The sequence below is a fragment of the Streptococcus sp. D7B5 genome, assembly GCF_029691405.1.
Taxonomy (GTDB): domain Bacteria; phylum Bacillota; class Bacilli; order Lactobacillales; family Streptococcaceae; genus Streptococcus.
Genome location: NZ_CP121467.1, coordinates 1,271,580 through 1,294,405, shown reverse-complemented (window position 1 = coordinate 1,294,405; position 22,826 = coordinate 1,271,580). Strand labels below are relative to the sequence as shown.

Sequence of the window (22,826 nt, the reverse complement as noted above, 5' to 3'; positions counted from 1 at the left end):
CTTTTTATTTTTTTCAATTTTTTGCGAATAGTTAGATAAGGAGGGCGGTATGGTACAAGAAATTGCACAGAAAATTATTGCTACTGCGAAAGCAAAGAAGGCTCAGGATATCTATTTCATTCCCAAGGAAAAGTCCTATGAGCTTCACATGCGGGTTGGAGACGCGCGGTGTCTCGTTGACTCCTATGAGTTTGATGTTTTAGCTGCTGTGATTAGTCATTTTAAGTTTGTAGCGGGTATGAATGTAGGGGAGAAGAGACGTAGTCAGCTGGGCTCTTGCGACTATCAGCATGGGGAGAAGGTGTCTTCTCTGCGTTTGTCTACCGTAGGAGATTATCGGGGACATGAGAGTTTGGTCATTCGTTTGTTGCACGACGAAGAGCAGGACCTGCATTTCTGGTTTCAGGATATGAATGAACTGGGTGAGCAGTACCGGCAACGGGGCCTCTACCTTTTTGCGGGTCCAGTTGGAAGTGGCAAGACGACCTTGATGCACGAATTAGCCAAGTCTCTGTTTATGGGGCAACAGGTTATGTCCATCGAAGATCCTGTCGAAATCAAGCAGGAAGACATGCTCCAGTTGCAGTTGAATGAAGCGATTGGCTTGACCTATGAAAATCTGATCAAACTGTCTCTCCGGCATCGTCCGGACCTCTTGATTATCGGTGAAATTCGTGACAGCGAGACAGCGCGTGCAGTGGTCAGAGCCAGTTTGACAGGGGCGACAGTCTTTTCAACCATTCATGCTAAGAGTATCCGAGGTGTTTATGAACGCCTTCTGGAGTTGGGGGTGACGGAGGAGGAATTAGCAGTTGTTCTGCAAGGAGTCTGCTACCAGAGATTAATCGGGGGAGGAGGAATCGTTGACTTTGCAAACAAAGACTATCAAGAACACCAGCCAACCAGGTGGAATGAACAGATTGACCAGCTTCTTAAAGATGGACATATCACAAGTCTTCAGGCCGAAACGGAAAAAATTAGCTACAGCTAAGCAGAAGAAAATCATCACCCTGTTTAACAATCTCTTCTCCAGTGGCTTTCATTTGGTGGATATTATTTCTTTCTTGGGAAGAAGTGCCCTGCTAGAAAAGGACTATGTGGCCCAGATGCACCAAGGCTTGGCTCAGGGGAAATCTTTCTCAGAGATGATGGACAGCTTGGGCTTTTCAAGTGCTATTGTGACCCAATTATCCCTAGCTGAAGTGCATGGAAATCTTCACCTGAGTCTGGGGAAGATAGAAGAATATCTGGATAATTTGTCCAAGGTCAAGAAAAAGTTAATCGAAGTGGCGACCTATCCTCTGATTTTGCTGGGATTTCTCCTGCTAATCATGCTGGGGTTGAGAAACTATCTACTTCCTCAACTGGACAGTAGCAATATCGCCACTCAAATCATCGGCAATCTGCCACAAATATTTCTGGGACTAGTGTTGGTTTGCTCTCTATCTTTGCTTTTAGCTCTCACTTTTTACAAAAGAAGTTCCAAGATGCGGGTCTTCTCGATGTTAGCGCGGATTCCCTTTCTAGGAATCTTTGTCCAGACTTATCTGACAGCTTATTATGCGCGTGAATGGGGCAATATGATTTCGCAGGGGATGGAGCTGATGCAGATTTTTCAGATCATGCAGGAACAAGGCTCACAGCTCTTTAACGAAATCGGTCAAGATTTGGCTCAAGCCCTGCAAAATGGCCGCGAATTTTCTCAAACCATAGCGACCTATCCTTTCTTTAAAAAGGAGTTGAGTCTCATCATCGAGTATGGGGAAGTCAAGTCCAAGCTGGGGAGTGAGTTGGAAATCTATGCTGAAAAAACTTGGGAAGCCTTTTTTACCCGAGTCAACCGCACCATGAATCTGGTGCAGCCACTGGTTTTTATCTTTGTGGCCCTGATTATCGTTTTACTTTATGCGGCAATGCTTATGCCCATGTATCAAAATATGGAGGTAAATTTTTAAAATGAAAAAACTCATGACAAATTTAAAAAAAGCCAAGGTTAAAGCTTTCACTTTGGTAGAAATGTTAGTGGTCTTGCTCATCATCAGCGTTCTTCTCTTGCTCTTTGTACCCAATTTGACCAAGCAAAAGGATGCCGTAGATGATAAAGGAAAAGCTGCTGTTGTCAAGGTCGTGGAAAGCCAGGCAGAACTTTATCGTTTGGATAAAAATGATGATGCCAGCCTCAGCAAATTACAAGCGGACGGTCGTATCACAGCTGAGCAAGCTAAAGCTTACAAAGACTACCATGCAAAACAAAAAACCAGTCAAACTGTTGCAGATTAAGGCCTTTACTATGCTTGAAAGTCTCTTAGTTTTGGGACTTGTGAGTATCCTTGCTTTGGGCTTGTCCGGTTCTGTCCAGTCCACTTTTGCAGCGGTAGAGGAGCAGATTTTCTTTATGGAGTTTGAAGAACTCTATCGGGAAACACAAAAACGCAGTCTAGCCAGTCAGCAAAAGACCAGCTTGAACTTAGATGGACAGACGATCAGTAATGGCAGTCAAAAGTTGACAGTTCCTAAAGGAATTCAGGCACCATCAGGACAAAGCATTATATTTGACCGAGCTGGGGGCAATTCGTCCCTGGCTAAGGTTGAATTTCAGACTAACAAAGGAGCGATTCGCTATCAATTATATCTAGGAAATGGAAAAATTAAACGCATTAAGGAAACTAAAAATTAAGGCAGTGATTTTACTGGAAGCGGTGGTTGCTCTAGCCGTTTTTGCCAGTATTGCGACCCTTCTTTTGGGACAAATTCAGAAAAATAGACAAGAAGAGGCAGAAATCTTGCAAAAGGAAGAAGTCTTGCGTGTGGCGAAGATGGCTCTGCAGACAGGTCAAAATCAGGTAAACATAAACGGAGTGGAGATTCAGGTGTTTTCTAGTGAAAAAGGAGTGGAGGTCTATCATGGTTCAGAGAAGTTACTCGACCTTAAAGAGCAGTAAGGTAAGAGCGTTCACTCTTTTAGAATCTCTGATTGCCCTTATCGTCATTAGCGGAGGCTTGCTCCTCTTCCAGGCTATGAGTCAGCTCCTCATTTCAGAAGTTCGTTACCAGAAGCAAAGCGAGCAAAAGGAGTGGCTCTTGTTTGTGGATCAACTGGAGGTAGAGTTAGAGCGTTCGCAGTTTGAAAAGGTAGAAGGCAATCGCCTCTACATGAAACAAGATGGTAAGGATATCTCTATAGGGAAGTCTAAATCGGATGATTTTCGGAAGACCGATACCAGCGGACGGGGCTACCAACCTATGGTTTATGGACTCAAATCAGCACAGATTACAGAGGAAAATCAATTGGTTCGCTTTCGTTTCCAATTTCAAAAGGGCTTAGAAAGGGAGTTCATCTATCGTGTGGAAAAAGCAAAAAGTTAAGGCAGGCGTTCTCTTATATGCAGTCACCATGGCAGCCATCTTTAGTCTGTTGTTGCAGTTTTATTTAAATCGGCAAGTCGCCCATCACAAAGACTTTGCCCTAAACAAAGAAAAGTTGATCGCTTTTGCCATGGCCAAGCGAAGTAAGGATAAGGCTGAGCAAGAAAGTGGAGAACGAGTCTTTAACTTAGGAAAAGTCAGATATCAAAATACGAAAACAGGTTTTACAACAAGTGTTCGTATGAATAAGGGCAACTATGAATTTCTCTTTCCTCCGATGAAAATCCAAGAAAAGAAAACGGATAAAAAGGAAGAGGTAGCGACTGATTCAAGCAATCAAGCAGGGAAGAAAAAATCAGAAGAAAAGCCTGAAAAGAAAGACAAATCCTAGTCAATTCAACTTCTTTGTGCTAAACTAAAAGCATGAAACACGATTTTAATCACAAAGCAGAAACTTTTGATTCGCCCAAAAATATCTTTCTTGCAAATTTGGTTTGTCAAGTAGTTGAAAAACAGATTGCTCTTCTATCAGACAAGGAAATATTGGACTTTGGTGGTGGGACGGGTCTATTAGCTTTGCCCCTGGCCAAGCAGGCCAAGTCGGTTACCCTTGTGGACATCTCGGAGAAAATGCTGGAGCAAGCCCGTTTGAAAGCAAAGGGACAAGAAATCAGGAATCTTCAACTCTTGGAGCAGGATTTACTGGCAAATCCCTTGGAACAGCAATTTGACATAATTGTTGTCAGTCGAGTTCTTCATCATATGCCTGATCTAGATGCGACTCTTGCCATGTTTCACTATCATCTTAGGGAGAATGGACAAGTTTTCATCGCTGATTTTGTCAAGACAGATACCAACCACCATGGTTTTGATTTAGCTGAACTGGAAACCAAGCTCGCCCAGTTTGGTTTTTCGAGCATTGGCAGTCAGATTCTCTATAGTGCTGAAGGTCTTTTCCTCGGAAATTACGCAGAACTCTTTTTAACTGTAGCCCAAAAATCACTTGCTCACTATGTACTGACCCCTAAAAGTTGGACAAATAATTATTGAAATGATTTAGTTCTGTACCGCACAGGGCTAAGTCCTTTTAGTTTGGCTTTGATTCGTTTGTTGTTGTAGTAATCAATGTAGTCCACAATAGCTTGTTCAAGGTCTTCTAAAGACCTAAATTGCTTCTCATAGCCGTATAACATTTCGGATTTCAAAATACCAAAGAAGGGCTCCATCATCCCATTGTATGGGCTGTTACCCTTGCGCGACATAGATGGCTGAATTCCTTTACTCTCTAGAAACCGATTATAAGAATCGTGTTGGTATTGCCAGCCTTGATTGCTATGGAGAATTGTATTTTCGTAATGCTCCTCTGTGAAGGCCTGTTCCAACATATTTTTCACCACTTGTTCTAAGTTTGGTGAAGTAGAAAGATTATAGGCGATAATTTCGCTGTTAAAGCCATCTAAAACGGGCGATAAATACAATTTCTGTGTGCTATTTGGAATGGCAAACTCTGTCACATCTGTACAGCATTTTTCCATTGGCCTCGATGCTTCAAACTGGCGTTGAATGAGATTCTCTGCTTTCTTGCCAATCTCTCCTTGGTAGGAAGAATACTTTCGTTTTCGACGAATTCGAGTTGCTAAATCAAGGATTTTCATCAGTCGTTGAACCTTCTTATGATTGACCGCATAACCACGATTTCTTAGTTCTAAGTGAATCCGACGATAACCATAATTTCCCTTATGTTCGGTATAAATGACCTGAATTTCGGTTTTAAGTTATTGATCCTTATCAACCCCATCCAGCCGCTTCAAGAAGTAAATCTAGTCGAAATCCTCCTGAAACCATTTCTCTAACTGTCTCTGCCTTTCTCACTCTAAGGCTTCGTCCCTTTCCTCAAACTCTTTTAACTTTTTAGGTAGGCCACCTCAGTCCGTAAGCGTTCATTCTCCTCCTGAAATCGCTCTAATTCTGTCATTTCTTCCCAAGTTTTCTTTCGTTTACGTCCCATTTTAGCTGGTATCCCTCTTGTTTTCTCAACAATAGTATACCCGTTTTTTTGTATTGTGCCAGCCAATTCGAAAGTAATCCACTACTTGGAAGAGCATAATCAAGACTAACACTTCTATGTGAACAACCTTCCAGCAGAACTTTATCTATCATTTCTTGTTTTAGTTCTGGAGAATAATAATGATTCTTCCCTTTTTTGACGATTTCTATTCCGTAACGATCAATCAATCGGACTAAGTGCTTAAGATTTGAAAGGTTCATTCCATATTTATCTGACAGTCGCTTGAAGCTGATTCCTTGTTTTCTTAGTTCATAGATTTGAACTTTATCTTCATAACTTAATTTCATAATAAAACACCCCAAAAGTTAGATTTTTTCTGTCTAACTTTTGGGGTGCAGTTCATACTTTTAGTCCTGCTTTTTATTCTAAATGTTCTACTGCATACTGAGCTTCTTCATCAGTAAATTTTTCAAATTCTGTTAACTGATTTTTTAATGCTTCATTTGATAAGCCAGCAGTTTTTTGATAACTTTTAGCTTTTTCAACTGCTTCTTTTTTCCAGTCAATACCAGCATTTTCAACTGCATATTTAGCTTCTTCTTCAGTAAATTTTTCAAATTCTGTCAACTGATTAACCATACCTTCTTTTGAAAGATGAGCTGTTTTGGAATAAGACTTAGCTTTTTCAACTGCCTCTTTTTTCCAATCAATACCAGCATTTTCAACTGCATATTGAACAGCATCTTCAGGGAATTTTTCAAATTCTGTCAACTGATTAACCATACCTTCTTTTGAAAGATGAGCTGTTTTAGAATAAGACTTAGCTTTCTTTAAAGCAGCCTTAAACTCAGAAGAAACATTTTGGTCTTCTGTAGTAGTTGATGAAGAAGTTTGTTCAGTTTTTGCTTCAGAAGCTTTTGAAGCTTCTTTTTTCTCAGTTTTTGATGAACAAGCAACCAAAGCAATCGAAGCTAAACCAACAAAAAGAATAGTTGTAATTTTTTTCATTTTTCTCTCTCTATCAGCTTTTAACGTGGTTCAGTTTTTTTGCACGTTCCTTTATATTTTAATATATTTTGTTAAAAAATGCAATCCTTAACATGTTCTATCCGCCTCTTTCTTAAATCCAAAAACATCTTTATCAAATTCTAGATCTGCAATTTTTAAAATTTCCCTCTATTTTTTGTATAACTGCCTCCAATTTGCGTTTATTCATACAAAAACACGCATTTTTGATGCTGAATGGAAAAAATAGGGGAATTTTGATAAGATAGGAATATGGATTTTGAAAAAATAGAACAAGCTTATACGTATTTACTAGAGAATGTCCAAATCATCCAAAGTGATTTGGCGACTAACTTTTATGATGCCTTGGTAGAGCAAAACAGCATTTATCTAGATGGCGAGACTGAGCAAAAGCAGGTCAAGGAGAACAATCAAGCCCTTAAGCGCTTAGCACTTCGCAAGGAAGAGTGGCTCAAGACCTACCAGTTTCTCTTGATGAAGGCAGGACAAACGGAGCCTTTACAGGCCAATCACCAGTTTACACCAGATGCCATTGCCCTCCTCTTGGTACTTGTTGTAGAAGAGTTGTTTGAACAAGAGGAAATTAGCATCCTCGAAATAGGTTCTGGTATGGGGATTTTGGGGGCTACTTTCTTGACTTCTCTTGCTAAAAAAGTAGATTACTTGGGAATTGAAGTGGATGACTTGCTGATTGATTTGGCAGCAAGTATGTCAGATGTGATTGGTTTACAGGCTGGTTTTGTTCAAGGAGATGCCGTTCGTCCGCAAATGCTTAAAGAAAGCGACGTGGTCATCAGCGACTTGCCTGTAGGCTATTACCCAGACGATGCCATCGCTTCTCGCTATCAAGTGGCTTCTAGTCAAGAGCATACCTATGCCCACCATTTGCTGATGGAACAAGGCCTCAAGTACCTTAAGTCAAATGGCTATGCTATTTTTCTAGCTCCGAGTGATTTATTGACCAGCCCTCAAAGTGACTTATTAAAAGGGTGGCTCAAAGACGAAGTGAGTCTGGCTGCTATCATCGCTCTGCCAGAGGATATTTTCTCAACTGCAAGCCAAGCTAAAAGTATTTTTGTCTTACAGAAGAAAAGAGACAAGGAAATAGAACCCTTTGTCTACCCTCTTACTAGCTTGCAAGATCCGTCAGTTTTGTTGACCTTTAAAGAAAATTTTCAAAATTGGAGCAAAGGTACTGAAATATAAAAGAGATTTTGTTATAATAGATGAAAACGCTTAAAAAGAGGTATCATCTTATGACAAAAACAATTGCAATCAATGCAGGAAGCTCAAGCTTGAAATGGCAACTTTATCAAATGCCTGAGGAAAAAGTTTTGGCTAAAGGCTTGATTGAACGTATTGGATTGAAAGATTCCATTTCAACAGTAAAATTTGACGGTCGTTCGGAGCAACAAATTCTTGATATTGAAGACCATACACAAGCCGTTAAAATTTTATTGGATGACTTGATTCGTTTTGACATTATCAAAGGGTACGACGAAATTACAGGTGTCGGCCATCGCGTCGTTGCAGGTGGTGAATATTTCAAGGAATCAACAGTTGTTGAGGGAGATGTGTTAGAAAAAGTTGAGGAATTGGGACTCTTGGCTCCCCTTCACAATCCAGCTAACGCAGCTGGAATTCGCGCATTTAAGGAATTGCTGCCAGATATTACCAGTGTTGTCGTATTTGATACCTCATTCCACACAACCATGCCAGAAAAGGCTTATCGCTACCCTCTACCAACTAAATACTACACAGACAACAAGGTTCGTAAATATGGTGCCCACGGGACAAGCCACCAGTTTGTCGCAGGAGAAGCAGCGAAACTTTTGGGCCGTCCTCTAGAAGATTTGAAATTGATTACCTGCCATATTGGTAACGGGGCTTCTATCACAGCTGTTAAGGGCGGGAAGTCTGTAGATACTTCTATGGGATTCACGCCACTTGGAGGAGTGATGATGGGAACTCGTACAGGAGATATTGACCCTGCTATCATCCCTTATCTCATGCAATATACAGAGGATTTCAATACCCCTGACGATATTAGTCGCGTTCTCAATCGTGAATCAGGGCTCATGGGAGTTTCTGGCCAGTCAAGCGATATGCGTGATGTGATTGCTGCCATGGAAGCAGGAGACCATGATGCGACTTTGGCTTATGAAATGTATGTCGATCGTATCCAAAAACATATCGGTCAATACCTTGCAGTCCTAAATGGGGCAGATGCTATTATCTTCACAGCAGGAATCGGTGAAAATGCTGCTTTGGTTCGTGAGGATGTCATTTCAGGTATCTCTTGGTTTGGTTGTGATGTGGATCCAGAAAAGAACGTCTTTGGCGTAACGGGAGACATCTCAACTGACGCAACGAAAATCCGTGTCTTGGTTATTCCAACAGATGAAGAATTGGTGATTGCACGCGATGTTGAGCGCTTGAAAAAATAAGTAAATACACGTAAAATTTGATTGTAAAAAGAAGTTGGGAAAGAGATTTTCCAGCTTTTTTTATGTAGAAAATGTCTAAAACCTTGCTGTTATTGGCTTTTTCAAAAAATATGGTATAATAGTAGTAATTTAATAGATGGAGTTGAGTTTTGAAGAAAAGCTTTCGTGTAAAAAGAGAGAAAGATTTTAAGGCGATTTTCAAGGACGGAACAAGTTTTGCCAATCGAAAATTTGTTGTCTACCAATTGGAAAACCAGCAAAACCATTTTCGAGTAGGACTGTCTGTCAGCAAAAAGCTGGGAAATGCAGTTACCAGAAATCAAATTAAGAGACGAATCCGACATATCATACAAAATGCAAAGGGGAGTCTGGTAGATCATGTCGATTTTGTTGTGATTGCTCGAAAAGGGGTGGAAACCTTGGAATATGTAGAGATGGAGAAAAACCTACTCCACGTATTAAAGTTATCAAAGATTTACCAGGAAGGAAATGGGAGTGAAAAAGAAACTACAGTTGACTAGTTTGTTGGGCTTGTCCTTGTTTATCATGACAGCCTGTGCAACAAATGGTACAGCTAGCGATATAACAGCAGATTCGACAGACTTTTGGAGCAAATTCGTCTATTTTTTTGCTGAAATTATCCGCTTTTTGTCCTTTGACATTAGTATCGGAGTGGGGATTATCCTCTTCACGATTTTGATCCGGACGATTTTATTGCCGGTCTTTCAGACACAGATGGTTGCCTCTAGAAAAATGCAAGAGGCTCAACCGCGCATCAAGGCTTTGCGAGAGCAATATCCGGGTCGTGATATGGAAAGCAGAACCAAGCTAGACCAGGAGATGCGCAAAGTTTATAAAGAGTTAGGAATCAAACATTCATCCTCTCTCTGGCCGATTTTAATACAAATGCCGGTTCTCTTGGCGCTCTTTCAAGCCTTGAGTCGAGTAGACTTTTTGAAAACAGGTCACTTTTTATGGATTAATTTGGGAGGAGTAGATACAAGTTTTGTCCTTCCGATTTTGGCGGCAGTCTTTACCTTCTTGAGTAGCTGGTTATCGAATAAAGCTTTGTCTGAAAAAAGTGGAGCTACGACAGGGATGATGTACGGGATGCCGGTACTGATCTTTATCTTTGCCATCTCTGCGCCTAGTGGAGTCGCCTTGTACTGGGCGGTATCCAATGCTTATCAAGTTTTGCAAACCTATTTCTTGAACAATCCTTTCAAGATTATTGCTGAAAGAGAAGCAGTGGCGCAAGCAGAAAAAGATTTAGAAGGCAAGAAGAGAAGAGCCTTGAAAAAAGCACAGAAAAAGAAAAAATAAGGAGGAATCTGATAATGGTATTATTTACAGGTTCAACGGTTGAAGAAGCAATCCAAAAAGGATTGAAAGAATTAGACATCCCAAGAATGAAGGCCCACATCAAGGTCGTTTCGAAAGAGAAAAAAGGATTCTTAGGCTTGTTTGGTAAGAAGCCGGCTCAAGTTGATATCGAAGCGATTAGTGAAACGACAGTGATCAAAGCCAATCAGCAGGCCATTAAAGGGGTTCCAAAAGAAGTCAATGAAAAAAATGAACCCGTGAAAACAGTAAGTGAAGCAACTGTTGATTTGGGGCATGTAGTTGAAGCAATTAAGAAAATTGAAGAAGAAGGTCAAGGTGTCTCTGAAGAGGTCAAGGCTGAAATCTTGAAAAATGAAAAGCACGCCAGCACGATTTTGGAAGAAACAGGCCATATTTCAATTTTAAATGATTTGGAACCAGAGGATACTACCGAGGAAGTGGACTCTGCTCCAGAAAAAGAAACTGAAACGCAGGAAGCAACAAGCCAATCTTTAGAAGATTTAGGCTTGAAAGTAGAACCAAGTTATGACATCGAACAAGTGGCAACTGAAGTAGCTAACTACGTTCAAACCATTGTAGATGATATGGATGTTGAAGGGACGATTTCAAGTGACTACAATCGCCGCACCATTAATCTTCAAATTGACACCAATGAACCAGGTCGTATTATTGGCTATCACGGAAAAGTTTTGAAGGCTCTTCAACTGTTAGCGCAAAATTACCTTTACAATCGCTATTCGAGAACGTTCTACATCACAATTAATGTAAATGATTATGTTGAACACCGTGCAGAAGTCTTGCAAACCTATGCTCAAAAATTGGCGACTCGCGTTTTAGAAGAAGGACGTAGCCAACAAACAGATCCAATGTCAAATAGCGAACGCAAGATTATCCATCGCATTATTTCGCGCATGGATGGCGTGACGAGTTACTCTGAAGGTGACGAGCCAAATCGCTATGTTGTCGTAGATGCAGAATAAGCAAAGCAAAATCAGGTTCGTCCTGATTTTTTGCTAGGAAAGGAAAGATTCAGATATGCTGAAAGTAGTTAGAGAATACCTATCATTTGCAGGAGTCCAGTACCGTAATCCTGATAAAGCTGGTGATGAAAGAGAAAAGATGTTGGACTTGCGGCAAAAAGGTCAAGAGGCTCGAAAGTCTTTTACAGAACTGGCTAAAACTTTTCAAGCAAGTCATCCAGAATGGAAACTGCAACAGACTAGTCAGTGGATGAACCAAGCACAACGCTTGCGGCCACATTTCTGGGCCTATCTACAGAGAGACGGACAAGTGGCAGAACCTATGTTGGCGCTGCGTTTGTATGGGGAAGGTTCAGATTTTGGGATTTCCTTAGAAGTTAGTTTCATCGAGCGCAAGAAAGATGAACAGACCTTAGACAAGCAAGTCAAGGTTTTAGAGCTTCCAGCGGTAGAAGAAATTTATTATCTAGTCTACTCAAATGGGGAAAGTCATAAGATGGAGGCTAATGAAGAAAATCGTCGTACTTTACGAGAGAAGCTGAGAAATCAGGAAGTTCGTAAAGTCTTAGTCAAGTCAGATGTTTCCTTCATTGAAAATCAGTCAGTAGAAGCGATATTGGAGAAGCTAGAAGACGCTTATACGCGCTTGCTCCCGTACTATGAAGTGACGAGGGGATAGACAAATCAAATGTGTTAGATGAACGCAAATTGTTTTATTGCTATTCTATGCATTTTTTCATATAATAGTAAAATAGGATGTGTGATTCATTAATCACCTCAAAGAGAAAGGAAATTCTATGTCAAATCTATCTGTTAATGCAATTCGTTTTCTAGGTATTGACGCCATCAACAAAGCAAACTCAGGTCACCCAGGGGTGGTTATGGGGGCTGCTCCTATGGCCTATAGCCTCTTTACAAAGCAACTTCGTATCAATCCAGCTCAACCAAACTGGATCAACCGCGATCGCTTTATTCTTTCAGCAGGACATGGTTCAATGCTTCTTTATGCCCTTCTTCACCTTTCTGGTTTTGAAGATGTTAGCATGGATGAAGTCAAGAACTTCCGCCAATGGGGTTCAAAAACACCAGGTCACCCAGAATTTGGCCATACTGCAGGGGTTGACGCTACAACTGGTCCTCTAGGACAAGGGATTTCTACTGCTACTGGTTTTGCCCAAGCAGAACGTTTCCTTGCAGCGAAGTATAACCGCGAAGGCTTCAATATCTTTGACCACTATACTTATGTGATCTGTGGCGACGGAGATTTAATGGAAGGTGTTTCAAGCGAGGCAGCTTCATACGCAGGTTTGCAAAAGCTCGACAAGTTGGTTGTTCTTTATGATTCAAATGACATTAACTTGGATGGTGAGACAAAAGATTCCTTCACAGAAAGTGTTCGTGACCGTTACAATGCCTACGGTTGGCACACAGCCTTGGTTGAAGATGGAACAGACCTTGAGGCTATTCATGCTGCTATCGAAACAGCTAAAGCTTCAGGAAAACCATCTTTGATTGAAGTGAAGACTGTTATTGGATACGGTTCTCCAAACAAACAAGGAACTAATGCTGTACATGGTGCTCCTCTTGGAGCAGATGAAACTGCCGCAACTCGTCAAGCCCTTGGTTGGGACTACGAACCATTTGAAATTCCAGCTGAAGTTTATGCTGATTTCAAAGAAAATGTTGCAGATCGTGGCGCATCAGCTTATCAAGCTTGGACTAAATTAGTTGCTGACTATAAAGAGGCTCATCCAGAACTGGCTGCAGAAGTAGAAGCCATTATTGACGGCCGTGACCCAGTTGAGGTGACTCCAGCAGACTTCCCAGCCTTAGAAAATGGATTTTCTCAAGCAACTCGTAACTCGAGTCAGGATGCCTTGAATGTTGTAGCAGCTAAGCTACCAACCTTCCTAGGTGGATCAGCTGACCTTGCTCACTCAAACATGACTTATATCAAAACGGACGGACTTCAAGACGACGCTAATCGCTTGAACCGCAACATTCAGTTTGGTGTTCGTGAATTTGCAATGGGAACGATCTTGAACGGGATGGCTCTTCATGGTGGACTTCGTGTATACGGTGGTACTTTCTTTGTCTTCTCTGACTATGTGAAAGCAGCTGTCCGTTTGTCAGCCTTGCAAGGACTTCCTGTGACTTATGTCTTTACCCACGATTCGATCGCAGTTGGTGAAGATGGTCCAACTCACGAACCAGTTGAACACTTAGCAGGTCTGCGTGCTATGCCAAATCTCAATGTTTTCCGCCCAGCAGATGCGCGTGAAACTCAAGCGGCTTGGTACCTTGCTGTGACAAGCGAAAAAACACCAACTGCCCTTGTCTTGACACGTCAAAACTTGACTGTTGAAGAGGGAACAGACTTTGACAAAGTTGCGAAAGGTGCCTATGTTGTCTATGAAAATGCAGCTGACTTTGATACGATATTGATTGCAACAGGTTCAGAGGTGAATCTCGCTGTCGCAGCTGCCAAAGAATTGGCTAGTCAAGGCGCAAAAGTCCGTGTAGTCAGCATGCCATCTACAGATGTCTTTGACGCACAAGATGCAGCTTACAAGGAAGAAATCCTTCCAAATGCAGTCCGCCGTCGTGTTGCAGTCGAAATGGGTGCAACTCAAAACTGGTACAAATATGTTGGTCTTGATGGTGCAGTTCTCGGTATTGATACCTTTGGAGCATCTGCCCCAGCACCAAAAGTATTGGCAGAGTACGGATTTACAGTTGAAAATCTAGTCAAAGTCGTTCAAAACTTGAAATAATCGCAGAAAAATCAGAGTAAAAACTCTGATTTTTTTATTGCCATAAAACAAGGCACAACCTTGTAAAAGTAGCTGAAATTTGATATAGTAGTCCTATGTAAAATACAAAGGAGAAAACAATGGATCCAAATATTACTTTTTTAATCATGCTTGTAGGGATGATGGCCTTGATGTTCTTTATGCAACGTTCTCAAAAGAAACAAGCACAAAAGCGTATGGAAAGCTTGAACAAGCTTCAAAAAGGCTATGAAGTCATTACAATTGGTGGACTTTACGGAACAGTGGATGAAGTAGATACTGAAAAAGGAACAATCGTACTGGATGTAGATGGGGTCTACTTGACTTTTGAATTGGCTGCTATCAAGACCGTTTTGCCACTCAAAGAAGCTGTGACACCAGAAGGAACAGTTGTTGACGAAGGCGGAGCAATCGAAGAATAAAACGGGACCTGTCACTCCCGTTTTTCTATGAGATGAGAGGAAAAGGGATGAAAAAAATAGTATTTGTGTGCTTAGGAAATATTTGCCGTAGCCCCATGGCAGAGTTTGTGATGAAGTCCATGACGAGTGATTATCAAGTTGAGAGTCGTGCAACTTCGTCTTGGGAACATGGTAATCCGATTCATAAGGGAACGCAGGCGATTTTCCAGCAGTATCAGATCCCGTATGACAAAGATAAAACATCGCTTCAGATTGGCAGAGAAGACTTTGAATCGTTTGATTACGTTATCGGAATGGATGCTTCAAACGTTTCAGATCTGCGTCACATGTGTCCTCAGGAACTACAGTACAAGATCTACTCTTTTGCGGCTGAAAGTGTCCCAGATCCTTGGTATACAGGAGATTTTGAGGAAACCTATGCTCGTATTACAAGTGGATGTCAACGCTGGCTAGATCGATTAGAAAATGAGACTGACAATGGAAAAGCTTAAACAATTTTATGAGAAGTGTAGAGTTTACCTAACTCGTCCTAGGTTAGAACTCATTGCAGTTGTCGTAATGGTACTCTGTGCTCTTTCGGTATTTCTGCTAAATACGCCTAAAAAGGGTGTCCTGACACTTGATGGTGGAGCTCTTGTTTATGATGGCACCTTGGTACGAGGGAAAATGAATGGTCAAGGGACCCTGACCTTTGAAAACGGAGACCAATATACAGGTGATTTCAATAATGGAGCCTTTAACGGGAAAGGAACTTTCCAATCAAAAGATGGCTGGAAATACGAAGGTGATTTTGTAAACGGTCAGGCTGAAGGTCAAGGGAAGTTGACGACAGAGCAAGAAGTTGTTTATGAAGGAACCTTTAAACAAGGCGTTTTTCAACAAAAACAGTAGTCTCCAAGTTAGGAGACTATTTTCAAAATCTAAAAAGAAAACGCTTTCTACTTTTGAATTCGATAACTAACTCTCAACTAGAAAAACTTTGTGAAATAAAAAAATTTTCTCCATAATTTCACAATCGTCTAAGCAAAACTCTGTTGCGTAGCCATATTGAGAAAAAAATCACAATCTTAGAAAATTTCTTTGTGAAATGCTCATGAAACTGTTTACAAAGCATAAAAAAAGAGTTATAATAAATTTGTGAAAAAATTAACAAAGGATAAAATCCTTAAAGGCTATGGAGGATAATATGGCTGATAAAAAAACAGTAACACCAGAGGAAAAACAACTTGCTGCTGAAAAGCATGTCGATGGTCTCGTGAAAAAAGCCTTGGTTGCGCTTGATGAAATGCGCAAGTTGAACCAAGAGCAAGTTGACTACATCGTGGCAAAAGCTTCGGTTGCAGCACTTGACGCGCACGGTATCCTTGCACAACATGCAGTTGAAGAAACTGGTCGTGGAGTATTTGAAGACAAGGCAACAAAGAATCTATTTGCCTGTGAGCACGTAGTGAACAATATGCGTGGAGTTAAAACAGTTGGAGTTATCGAAGATGATCCAATTACAGGTTTGACAAAGATTGCGGAGCCTGTCGGTGTAATCTGTGGTGTCACTCCGACAACAAACCCAACTTCAACAGCGATTTTCAAATCCTTGATTGCTTTGAAAACACGTAACCCAATCGTTTTTGCCTTCCACCCATCTGCTCAAGAATCATCAGCTCACGCAGCACAAATCGTTCGTGATGCAGCTATTGCGGCTGGAGCACCTGAAAACTGTGTTCAATGGATTACAGAACCATCTATGGAAGCAACTGGAGCGCTTATGAACCACGAAGGTGTTGCAACTATCCTTGCAACTGGTGGTAATGCCATGGTTAAAGCTGCATACTCATGTGGAAAACCAGCTCTTGGGGTAGGTGCCGGAAACGTTCCTGCCTATGTAGAAAAATCTGCTGACCTTCGTCAAGCTGCTCATGATATTGTTATGTCTAAGTCATTTGATAATGGGATGGTCTGTGCATCAGAACAAGCCGTTATCATTGATAAAGAAGTATATGACGAATTTGTAGAAGAATTCAAATCATATCACACTTACTTTGTAAACAAAAAAGAAAAAGCCCTTCTTGAAGAATTCTGTTTCGGTGTAAAAGCTAATAGCAAAAACTGTGCAGGTGCTAAACTAAATGCAAACATCGTTGGTAAACCAGCAGCATGGATTGCTGAACAAGCAGGATTTAGCGTTCCAGAAGGAACAAACATCTTGGCTGCAGAATGTGCAGAAGTAGGACCGAAAGAACCATTGACTCGTGAGAAATTGTCACCAGTTATTGCTGTCCTAAAAGCTGAAGACACAGAAGATGGTCTTACAAAAGCTCGTCAAATGGTTGAGTTTAACGGACTTGGTCACTCAGCAGCTATCCATACAAAAGACGAAGAGCTTGCTAAACGCTTTGGTACAGAAATCAAAGCTATGCGTATTATCTGGAACTCTCCATCTACTTTCGGTGGTATCGGTGACGTATACAATGCCTTCATTCCATCATTGACACTTGGATGTGGTTCATATGGACACAACTCAGTCGGTGATAACGTGAGTGCGATCAACCTTCTAAACATCAAGAAAGTAGGGAAACGTAGAAATAATATGCAGTGGTTTAAAGTTCCTTCAAAAATTTACTTCGAACGCAATTCTATCCAATACCTTCAAACATGTGAAGATATTGAACGCGTTATGATTGTTACAGACAAATCGATCGAAAAACTTGGTTTTGTTCAACGCATTATTGACCAATTGAACAAACGCAGCAACCGTGTAACTGTCCAAGTCTTCTCAGACGTTGAACCAGACCCAGATATCACAACTGTAGAACGTGGTACTGAAGTAATGAGAGCATTTGAACCAGACACAATCATCGCTCTTGGTGGTGGTTCTCCAATGGATGCAGCGAAAGTAATGTGGCTCTTCTACGAACAACCACAAATCGACTTCCGTGACTTGGTTCAAAAATTCATGGACATCCGTAAACGTGCCTTCCGCTTCCCATCACTTGGTAAAAAAGCGAAATACATAGGTATTCCAACAACTTCAGGTACAGGTTCAGAAGTAACACCATTTGCCGTTATCTCTGATAAGAAAAACAATCGTAAATACCCATTGGCTGACTACTCATTGACACCAACTATTGCGATTGTTGACCCTGCTTTGGTTGAGTCAGTTCCAGACTTCATCGCTGCGGATACAGGTATGGACGTCTTGACTCACGCGACTGAAGCATACACTTCAAACTTCGCTAACGACTATACAGACGGTATCGCCCTTCAAACAATCAAACTTGTCTTTGAATGGTTGGAAAAATCTGTTAAGACAGCTGATCCAGAAGCTCGCGAAAAAATGCACAATGCATCTACAATGGCTGGTATGGCCTTTGCCAATGCCTTCCTTGGTATGAGCCACTCAATGGCCCACAAGATCGGTGCGGTTCACCATACTGTTCACGGACGTACAAACGCAATCTTGCTTCCATACGTTATCCGTTACAATGGTACTCGCCCATCTAAGACGACTACATGGCCTAAGTATAACTACTGGAAAGCTGACGAAAAATTCCAAGATATTGCTAGAATGCTTGGATTGCCTCACTCAACTCCAGAAGAAGCGGTTGAAGCTTATGCCAAAGCAGTTTACGATCTTGGTGAAGCAGTTGGAATCACAATGAACTTCAAAGGCTTTGGAATCGATGAAAAAGCTTGGAAAGACAGCTTGCATGAAATTGCCTTACTTGCTTATGAAGACCAATGTTCACCTGCTAACCCTCGCTTGCCAATGGTAGCTGACATGGAAGAAATCATGGCAGATGCTTACTATGGTTATGCAGAACGACCAGGACGTCGTAAATAATCGTTTATCAGCCTAGAGGCAGGAAATATCCTGTCTCTTTTTTGTAAACTCTGAAAGAGTTGAAATTGGAGTTTCACCTTGAAATAAAGAGAATATACAGATATTATAAAAGATTCTAGAGATATGCTTTGAAAATAAAAAAATGGATGAATAAAAAGGGGGAGAAAAAGTAGAAAAGGGGGAGAGAAAATCAACGCCCGTACTTGCAATTAAACTCAAATAGTTATATAATAGGTTTGTTGAAAGGTGATTTGTAGTGATTCAAGTTACTCTTTTCACAATAAAATTTTCATGATTTTCATAAGGAGGAAATCACTAATGGTAGTTAAAGTTGGTATTAACGGTTTCGGCCGTATCGGTCGTCTTGCTTTCCGCCGTATCCAAAACGTAGAAGGTGTTGAAGTTACTCGCATCAACGACCTTACAGATCCAGTTATGCTTGCACACTTGTTGAAATACGACACAACTCAAGGTCGTTTCGACGGTACTGTAGAAGTTAAAGAAGGTGGATTCGAAGTTAACGGTAAATTCGTTAAAGTTTCTGCTGAACGTGATCCAGAACAAATCGACTGGGCTACTGACGGTGTAGAAATCGTTCTTGAAGCAACTGGTTTCTTTGCTAAGAAAGATGCAGCTGAAAAACACCTTAAAGGTGGAGCTAAGAAAGTTGTTATCACTGCTCCTGGTGGAAACGACGTTAAAACAGTTGTATTTAACACTAACCACGATGTTCTTGACGGTACTGAAACAGTTATCTCAGGTGCTTCATGTACTACAAACTGCTTGGCTCCAATGGCTAAAGCTCTTCAAGACAACTTCGGTGTTGTAGAAGGATTGATGACTACTATCCATGCTTACACTGGTGACCAAATGATCCTTGACGGACCACACCGTGGTGGTGACCTTCGCCGTGCTCGCGCTGGTGCTGCAAACATCGTTCCTAACTCAACTGGTGCTGCTAAAGCTATCGGTCTTGTAATCCCAGAATTGAACGGTAAACTTGACGGATCTGCACAACGCGTTCCAACTCCAACTGGATCAGTTACTGAATTGGTAGCAGTTCTTGAAAAGAACGTTACTGTTGATGAAGTAAACGCAGCTATGAAAGCAGCTTCAAACGAATCATACGGTTACACAGAAGATCCAATCGTATCTTCAGATATCGTAGGTATGTCTTACGGTTCATTGTTTGACGCAACTCAAACTAAAGTTCTTGACGTTGATGGTAAACAATTGGTTAAAGTTGTATCATGGTACGACAACGAAATGTCATACACTGCACAACTTGTACGTACTCTTGAATACTTTGCAAAAATCGCTAAATAATTCTTGAGTCGATAAAAGCAAGGCCTTCCGGTCTTGCTTTTTCTATTTTTAGATAAAACAAAATGGATGATAGTGTCATCCATTTTGTTTTAATTCTGTTTCGAAAGTATCCGAGAGGGCAGTAAAACTCAATTGTTCTAAGGTGAGTGGATGGGTAAAGGAAAGTCGAAAGGCGTGGAGCATAAGCCGATTTGTCTTTGATTTACTATTATAGAGAGGATCGCCTAGGATAGGGTGCTTATGGTGAGAAAGGTGAACACGGATTTGATGCGTTCGACCGGTCTTTAGTTTGCAACGGACAAGGGTAGTCTGATTTGGAAATTGCTTTAGTCGGCTTACCTGGGTTTCGGCATGTTGCCCCTTTTTGGGATCTACCACTCGTTTTCTGCGATCGTGTCGATCACGACCAATTTTATCTCGGAAGATAAGTTCTTTGTTCCCCACTTGCCCCTTTACGAGTGCCCAGTACTCGCGAGCAATTTCCTTCTTCTCCAACAAACGATTGAGAATGGGTAGGATAAAAGGATTTTTAGCAAAAAGCACTAAACCGCTTGTTTCCATATCCAGGCGATGAACGACATAGCAGGTTTGACCAATGTAGGCAGAGACATGGTTGAGAAGGGCAATTTCATCAGGTTGATTTCCATGAGTTTTCATTCCCTCTGGCTTGTTAACGATAATGAGATGTTGGTCTTGATAAACCTCTTGAACGAGGTCTGGATTTCCCCAAAGGATTTCTTTTTTGGGATAATCTTCCTCGTCAAAAGTCAACTGGCAAACGTCTCCTGGTTTGACCATCTCGTTCCAGTGAACTTCTTTGTGGTTAATTAAGATGTTCTTTTTTGTTCTCAAGAAATGGCGGATCTTTCTAGGGATGAGGAGTTGTTCCTCTAGGAATTGTTTGACCGTCATTTGAGGCAAGGATTCGGGTAATGTAAATGTGAATTGCATACAGATATTGTAACAAAAAAAGCCCTATTTGGATAGGGAATAGCTAAATTCTTGAGTTCCTATGGTGAAGATGATAAAATAAACGCATGAAATTAGATAAATTATTTGAGAAGTTTCTTTCTCTCTTTAAAAAAGAAACGAGTGAATCAGCAGAGTCTGATTCTACTAGTATGCGTCGTTCTCGGAGCGATAGAAAAAAACTAGGCCATGTAGGTCCGATTCGGAAATTTTGGCGTCGTTACCATCTGACAAAAATCGTCATCATTTTAGGGTTAAGTGCAGGTTTGCTAGTAGGAACCTACCTATTTGCCATAGCCAAATCTACCAATGTTAATGATTTGCAAAATGCCTTGAAAACACGAACTCTGATTTTTGACCGCGAAGAAAAAGAGGCAGGCGCCCTATCAGGTCAAAAGGGAACCTATGTTGAACTGACAGATATCAGTAAAGACTTGCAGAATGCTGTCGTCGCGACAGAGGACCGTTCCTTTTATAAAAATGATGGGATTAACTACGGTCGTTTCTTTCTAGCCATCCTTACAGCGGGTCGTTCTGGAGGGGGGTCTACCATCACTCAACAGTTGGCGAAAAATGCCTATCTTTCTCAGGACCAAACCGTTGAACGGAAGGCCAAGGAGTTTTTCCTTGCCTTAGAGTTGACAAAGAAATACAGCAAGGAGCAAATCCTTACTATGTACCTCAATAACGCCTACTTTGGAAATGGGGTATGGGGTGTTGAAGATGCAAGTAAGAAATATTTCGGTGTATCAGCTTCACAGCTAACGCTTGATCAGGCGGCCACTCTAGCAGGGATGCTCAAGGGACCAGAATTGTATAATCCATTAAATTCTGTTGAAACTTCGACCAACCGTAGGGATACTGTTTTGCAAAATATGGTTGCAGCGGGCTATATTGATAAAAATCAAGAAACCGAAGCGGCTGGAGTAGATATGGCTTCTCAACTGCAAGATAAGTATGAAGGCAAAGTTTCGGATTATCGTTACCCGTCCTATTTTGATGCTGTTGTCAACGAAGCGGTTTCCAAGTACAATCTCACAGAAGAAGAGATTGTCAACAATGGCTATCGAATCTACACAGAGCTTGACCAAAACTACCAAGCAAACATGCAGGTTATTTATGAAAACACTGCGCTATTTCCAATAGCAGAAGACGGAACGCATGCCGAATCAGGTAGTGTTGCTCTAGAGCCTAAAACAGGTGGAGTGCGTGGAGTTGTTGGTCGTGTAGCTGGTGATGACAAACCAGGCTTTCGCAATTTCAACTATGCCACTCAGTCTAAGCGTAGCCCAGGCTCAACCATTAAACCTTTAGTCGTTTATACACCCGCAGTAGAAGCAGGATGGGCCTTGAACAAGCAACTGGATAATCATACGATGCAGTACAACAGTTATCAAGTAGATAACTATGCGGGTATTAAGACATCTCCAGAAGTACCTATGTATCAGGCCTTGGCGGAATCACTCAACCTGCCAGCTGTTGCGACTGTAAATGAATTAGGTATTGACAAAGCTTTTGACGCTGGGGAGAGATTTGGTCTGAATATGGAAAAAGTTGACCGAGTTCTTGGAGTTGCTCTTGGTGGAGGTGTGGAAACGAATCCTCTCCAGATGGCGCAAGCCTATGCAGCCTTTGCTAATGGAGGTTTGATGCCTGAAGCACATTTCATCACTCGTATTGAAAATGCCAGCGGCCAGATCATCAAGAGTCATAAAAACTCCCAAAAACGAGTGATTGATAAGTCGGTAGCCGATAAAATGACCAGCATGATGCTAGGAACATTTACCAATGGTACAGGAATTAGTTCGTCACCGGCAGATTATGTTATGGCTGGTAAAACAGGTACGACTGAAGCTGTTTTCAACCCAGAATATACAAGTGACCAGTGGGTGATCGGCTATACTCCGGATGTGGTAATCAGCCACTGGCTCGGTTTCCCAACAACAGATGAGAACCATTATCTAGCAGGTTCGACCTCCAATGGAGCAGCCCATGTCTTTAGAAGTATGGCTAATACCATTTTACCTTACACTACAGGTAGCACTTTTACAGTTGAGAATGCTTATAAACAAAATGGTATTGAACCAGAAAATACGAAAAAGCAGGTTGTTGAAAATGAGACAAACCAGTCTGAGGACCCAATAGGAGATATTCGTAGTCGTGCACAAAATCTTGTAGATGAAGCAGGTCGTGCGATTTCAGAAGCTAAAATAAAAGAAAAAGCCCAGACAATATGGGACTCAATCCTTAATCTATTTCGTTAAGAGGCTTGTCAAAGCCTAGGTTTCTTGTTATAATAGATAAGATG

The 22,826-nt window shown here is 41.3% G+C and carries 23 protein-coding genes and 1 pseudogene; 21 read left to right on the top strand and 3 right to left on the bottom strand.

All coding sequences use genetic code 11. From position 1 onward, the window contains the following. Window positions 1-49 precede the first annotated feature (49 nt). From comGA to P8P68_RS06245, 8 genes are read left to right on the top strand one after another with little or no spacing between them, the layout of a single operon-like run. Entirely contained in the window at window positions 50-991 is a 942-nt protein-coding gene (gene comGA, locus P8P68_RS06280) for a competence type IV pilus ATPase ComGA (RefSeq protein WP_000249575.1), read from the top strand. Continuing rightward, window positions 939-1,955 carry a competence type IV pilus assembly protein ComGB gene (comGB, locus tag P8P68_RS06275; RefSeq protein ID WP_000355379.1) on the top strand — a complete coding sequence of 339 codons (1,017 nt, stop codon included), beginning with the start codon at window positions 939-941 and terminating at the stop codon, window positions 1,953-1,955. The genes comGA and comGB overlap by 53 nt, the downstream gene beginning before the upstream one ends. A gap of 1 nt (window position 1,956) precedes the next feature. Beyond that, the gene (comGC, locus tag P8P68_RS06270) at window positions 1,957-2,280 is read left to right on the top strand and encodes a competence type IV pilus major pilin ComGC (RefSeq protein WP_000735798.1); all 324 of its coding nucleotides are present in this window, start codon (window positions 1,957-1,959) and stop codon (window positions 2,278-2,280) included. After that, window positions 2,243-2,677: a competence type IV pilus minor pilin ComGD gene (gene comGD, locus P8P68_RS06265; RefSeq protein WP_049519116.1), complete on the top strand. Its 435-nt coding sequence runs from the start codon at window positions 2,243-2,245 to the stop codon at window positions 2,675-2,677. The genes comGC and comGD overlap by 38 nt, the downstream gene beginning before the upstream one ends. After that, on the top strand, window positions 2,640-2,942 hold the full coding sequence (gene comGE, locus P8P68_RS06260) for a competence type IV pilus minor pilin ComGE (RefSeq protein ID WP_000413367.1): 303 nt from the start codon (window positions 2,640-2,642) through the stop codon (window positions 2,940-2,942). The genes comGD and comGE overlap by 38 nt, the downstream gene beginning before the upstream one ends. After that, window positions 2,905-3,366 (top strand): competence type IV pilus minor pilin ComGF, encoded by a 462-nt coding sequence (comGF, locus tag P8P68_RS06255; protein WP_049490202.1) that lies wholly within the window; start codon window positions 2,905-2,907, stop codon window positions 3,364-3,366. Before comGE ends, comGF begins: the two co-directional genes overlap by 38 nt. After that, on the top strand, window positions 3,344-3,757 hold the full coding sequence (comGG, locus tag P8P68_RS06250; protein ID WP_049490203.1) for a competence type IV pilus minor pilin ComGG: 414 nt from the start codon (window positions 3,344-3,346) through the stop codon (window positions 3,755-3,757). The genes comGF and comGG overlap by 23 nt, the downstream gene beginning before the upstream one ends. 32 nt (window positions 3,758-3,789) lie before the next feature. Beyond that, complete coding sequence (locus P8P68_RS06245; RefSeq protein WP_278275776.1) at window positions 3,790-4,416, top strand: class I SAM-dependent methyltransferase; 627 nt, start codon at window positions 3,790-3,792, stop codon at window positions 4,414-4,416. On the opposite strand, the pseudogene P8P68_RS06240 reads toward P8P68_RS06245, so the two are convergent. Next, a pseudogene (locus P8P68_RS06240) lies at window positions 4,410-5,721 on the bottom strand (IS3 family transposase). The gene P8P68_RS06245 and the pseudogene P8P68_RS06240 overlap by 7 nt on opposite strands. A 73-nt stretch (window positions 5,722-5,794) precedes the next feature. Then, window positions 5,795-6,382: an Ltp family lipoprotein gene (locus tag P8P68_RS06235; RefSeq protein WP_084851076.1), complete on the bottom strand. Its 588-nt coding sequence runs from the start codon at window positions 6,380-6,382 to the stop codon at window positions 5,795-5,797. Window positions 6,383-6,652: 270 nt separating this feature from the next. Here P8P68_RS06235 and P8P68_RS06230 point away from each other — a divergent pair, with 270 nt between their 5' ends. The 12 genes from P8P68_RS06230 to gap all read left to right on the top strand — a co-directional run bounded on the left by P8P68_RS06230 (window position 6,653) and on the right by gap (window position 19,549). Continuing rightward, window positions 6,653-7,606, top strand: coding sequence for a class I SAM-dependent methyltransferase (locus P8P68_RS06230; protein WP_278275775.1), 954 nt, complete (start codon window positions 6,653-6,655; stop codon window positions 7,604-7,606). A gap of 50 nt (window positions 7,607-7,656) precedes the next feature. Beyond that, entirely contained in the window at window positions 7,657-8,847 is a 1,191-nt protein-coding gene (locus tag P8P68_RS06225; protein WP_278275774.1) for an acetate kinase, read from the top strand. Window positions 8,848-8,996: 149 nt separating this feature from the next. Further along, window positions 8,997-9,368 carry a ribonuclease P protein component gene (rnpA, locus tag P8P68_RS06220; RefSeq protein WP_084879949.1) on the top strand — a complete coding sequence of 124 codons (372 nt, stop codon included), beginning with the start codon at window positions 8,997-8,999 and terminating at the stop codon, window positions 9,366-9,368. Continuing rightward, a complete protein-coding gene (locus tag P8P68_RS06215; protein WP_162837252.1) occupies window positions 9,343-10,170 on the top strand; it encodes a membrane protein insertase YidC in 828 nt (275 codons plus the stop codon). Before rnpA ends, P8P68_RS06215 begins: the two co-directional genes overlap by 26 nt. Before the next feature lie 14 nt (window positions 10,171-10,184). Further along, window positions 10,185-11,171: an RNA-binding cell elongation regulator Jag/EloR gene (gene jag, locus P8P68_RS06210; protein ID WP_049478136.1), complete on the top strand. Its 987-nt coding sequence runs from the start codon at window positions 10,185-10,187 to the stop codon at window positions 11,169-11,171. 55 nt (window positions 11,172-11,226) lie between these two features. Then, entirely contained in the window at window positions 11,227-11,850 is a 624-nt protein-coding gene (locus P8P68_RS06205; RefSeq protein ID WP_049478137.1) for a hypothetical protein, read from the top strand. Between the two features lie 118 nt (window positions 11,851-11,968). Next, the gene (tkt, locus tag P8P68_RS06200; protein ID WP_084879951.1) at window positions 11,969-13,945 is read left to right on the top strand and encodes a transketolase; all 1,977 of its coding nucleotides are present in this window, start codon (window positions 11,969-11,971) and stop codon (window positions 13,943-13,945) included. 119 nt (window positions 13,946-14,064) lie between these two features. After that, window positions 14,065-14,385, top strand: a complete 321-nt coding sequence (yajC, locus tag P8P68_RS06195; protein ID WP_076984827.1) for a preprotein translocase subunit YajC — start codon at window positions 14,065-14,067, stop codon at window positions 14,383-14,385. Window positions 14,386-14,432: 47 nt separating this feature from the next. Next, the gene (locus P8P68_RS06190; protein WP_278275773.1) at window positions 14,433-14,876 is read left to right on the top strand and encodes a low molecular weight protein-tyrosine-phosphatase; all 444 of its coding nucleotides are present in this window, start codon (window positions 14,433-14,435) and stop codon (window positions 14,874-14,876) included. Continuing rightward, window positions 14,863-15,276, top strand: a complete 414-nt coding sequence (locus tag P8P68_RS06185) for an MORN repeat-containing protein (RefSeq protein ID WP_061853373.1) — start codon at window positions 14,863-14,865, stop codon at window positions 15,274-15,276. The genes P8P68_RS06190 and P8P68_RS06185 overlap by 14 nt, the downstream gene beginning before the upstream one ends. A 295-nt stretch (window positions 15,277-15,571) precedes the next feature. Continuing rightward, the gene (adhE, locus tag P8P68_RS06180) at window positions 15,572-18,223 is read left to right on the top strand and encodes a bifunctional acetaldehyde-CoA/alcohol dehydrogenase (RefSeq protein ID WP_278275772.1); all 2,652 of its coding nucleotides are present in this window, start codon (window positions 15,572-15,574) and stop codon (window positions 18,221-18,223) included. Window positions 18,224-18,541: 318 nt separating this feature from the next. Next, window positions 18,542-19,549 (top strand): type I glyceraldehyde-3-phosphate dehydrogenase, encoded by a 1,008-nt coding sequence (gap, locus tag P8P68_RS06175; protein WP_000260682.1) that lies wholly within the window; start codon window positions 18,542-18,544, stop codon window positions 19,547-19,549. A 75-nt stretch (window positions 19,550-19,624) separates the two neighbouring features. Here the strand turns inward: gap and P8P68_RS06170 are convergent, their stop codons facing one another. After that, window positions 19,625-20,500, bottom strand: a complete 876-nt coding sequence (locus tag P8P68_RS06170; protein ID WP_001160826.1) for an RluA family pseudouridine synthase — start codon at window positions 20,498-20,500, stop codon at window positions 19,625-19,627. An 86-nt stretch (window positions 20,501-20,586) separates the two neighbouring features. Here P8P68_RS06170 and pbp2a point away from each other — a divergent pair, with 86 nt between their 5' ends. After that, window positions 20,587-22,782 (top strand): penicillin-binding protein PBP2A, encoded by a 2,196-nt coding sequence (gene pbp2a / locus P8P68_RS06165; protein ID WP_000762641.1) that lies wholly within the window; start codon window positions 20,587-20,589, stop codon window positions 22,780-22,782. The last annotated feature ends 44 nt before the right edge of the window (window positions 22,783-22,826 follow it).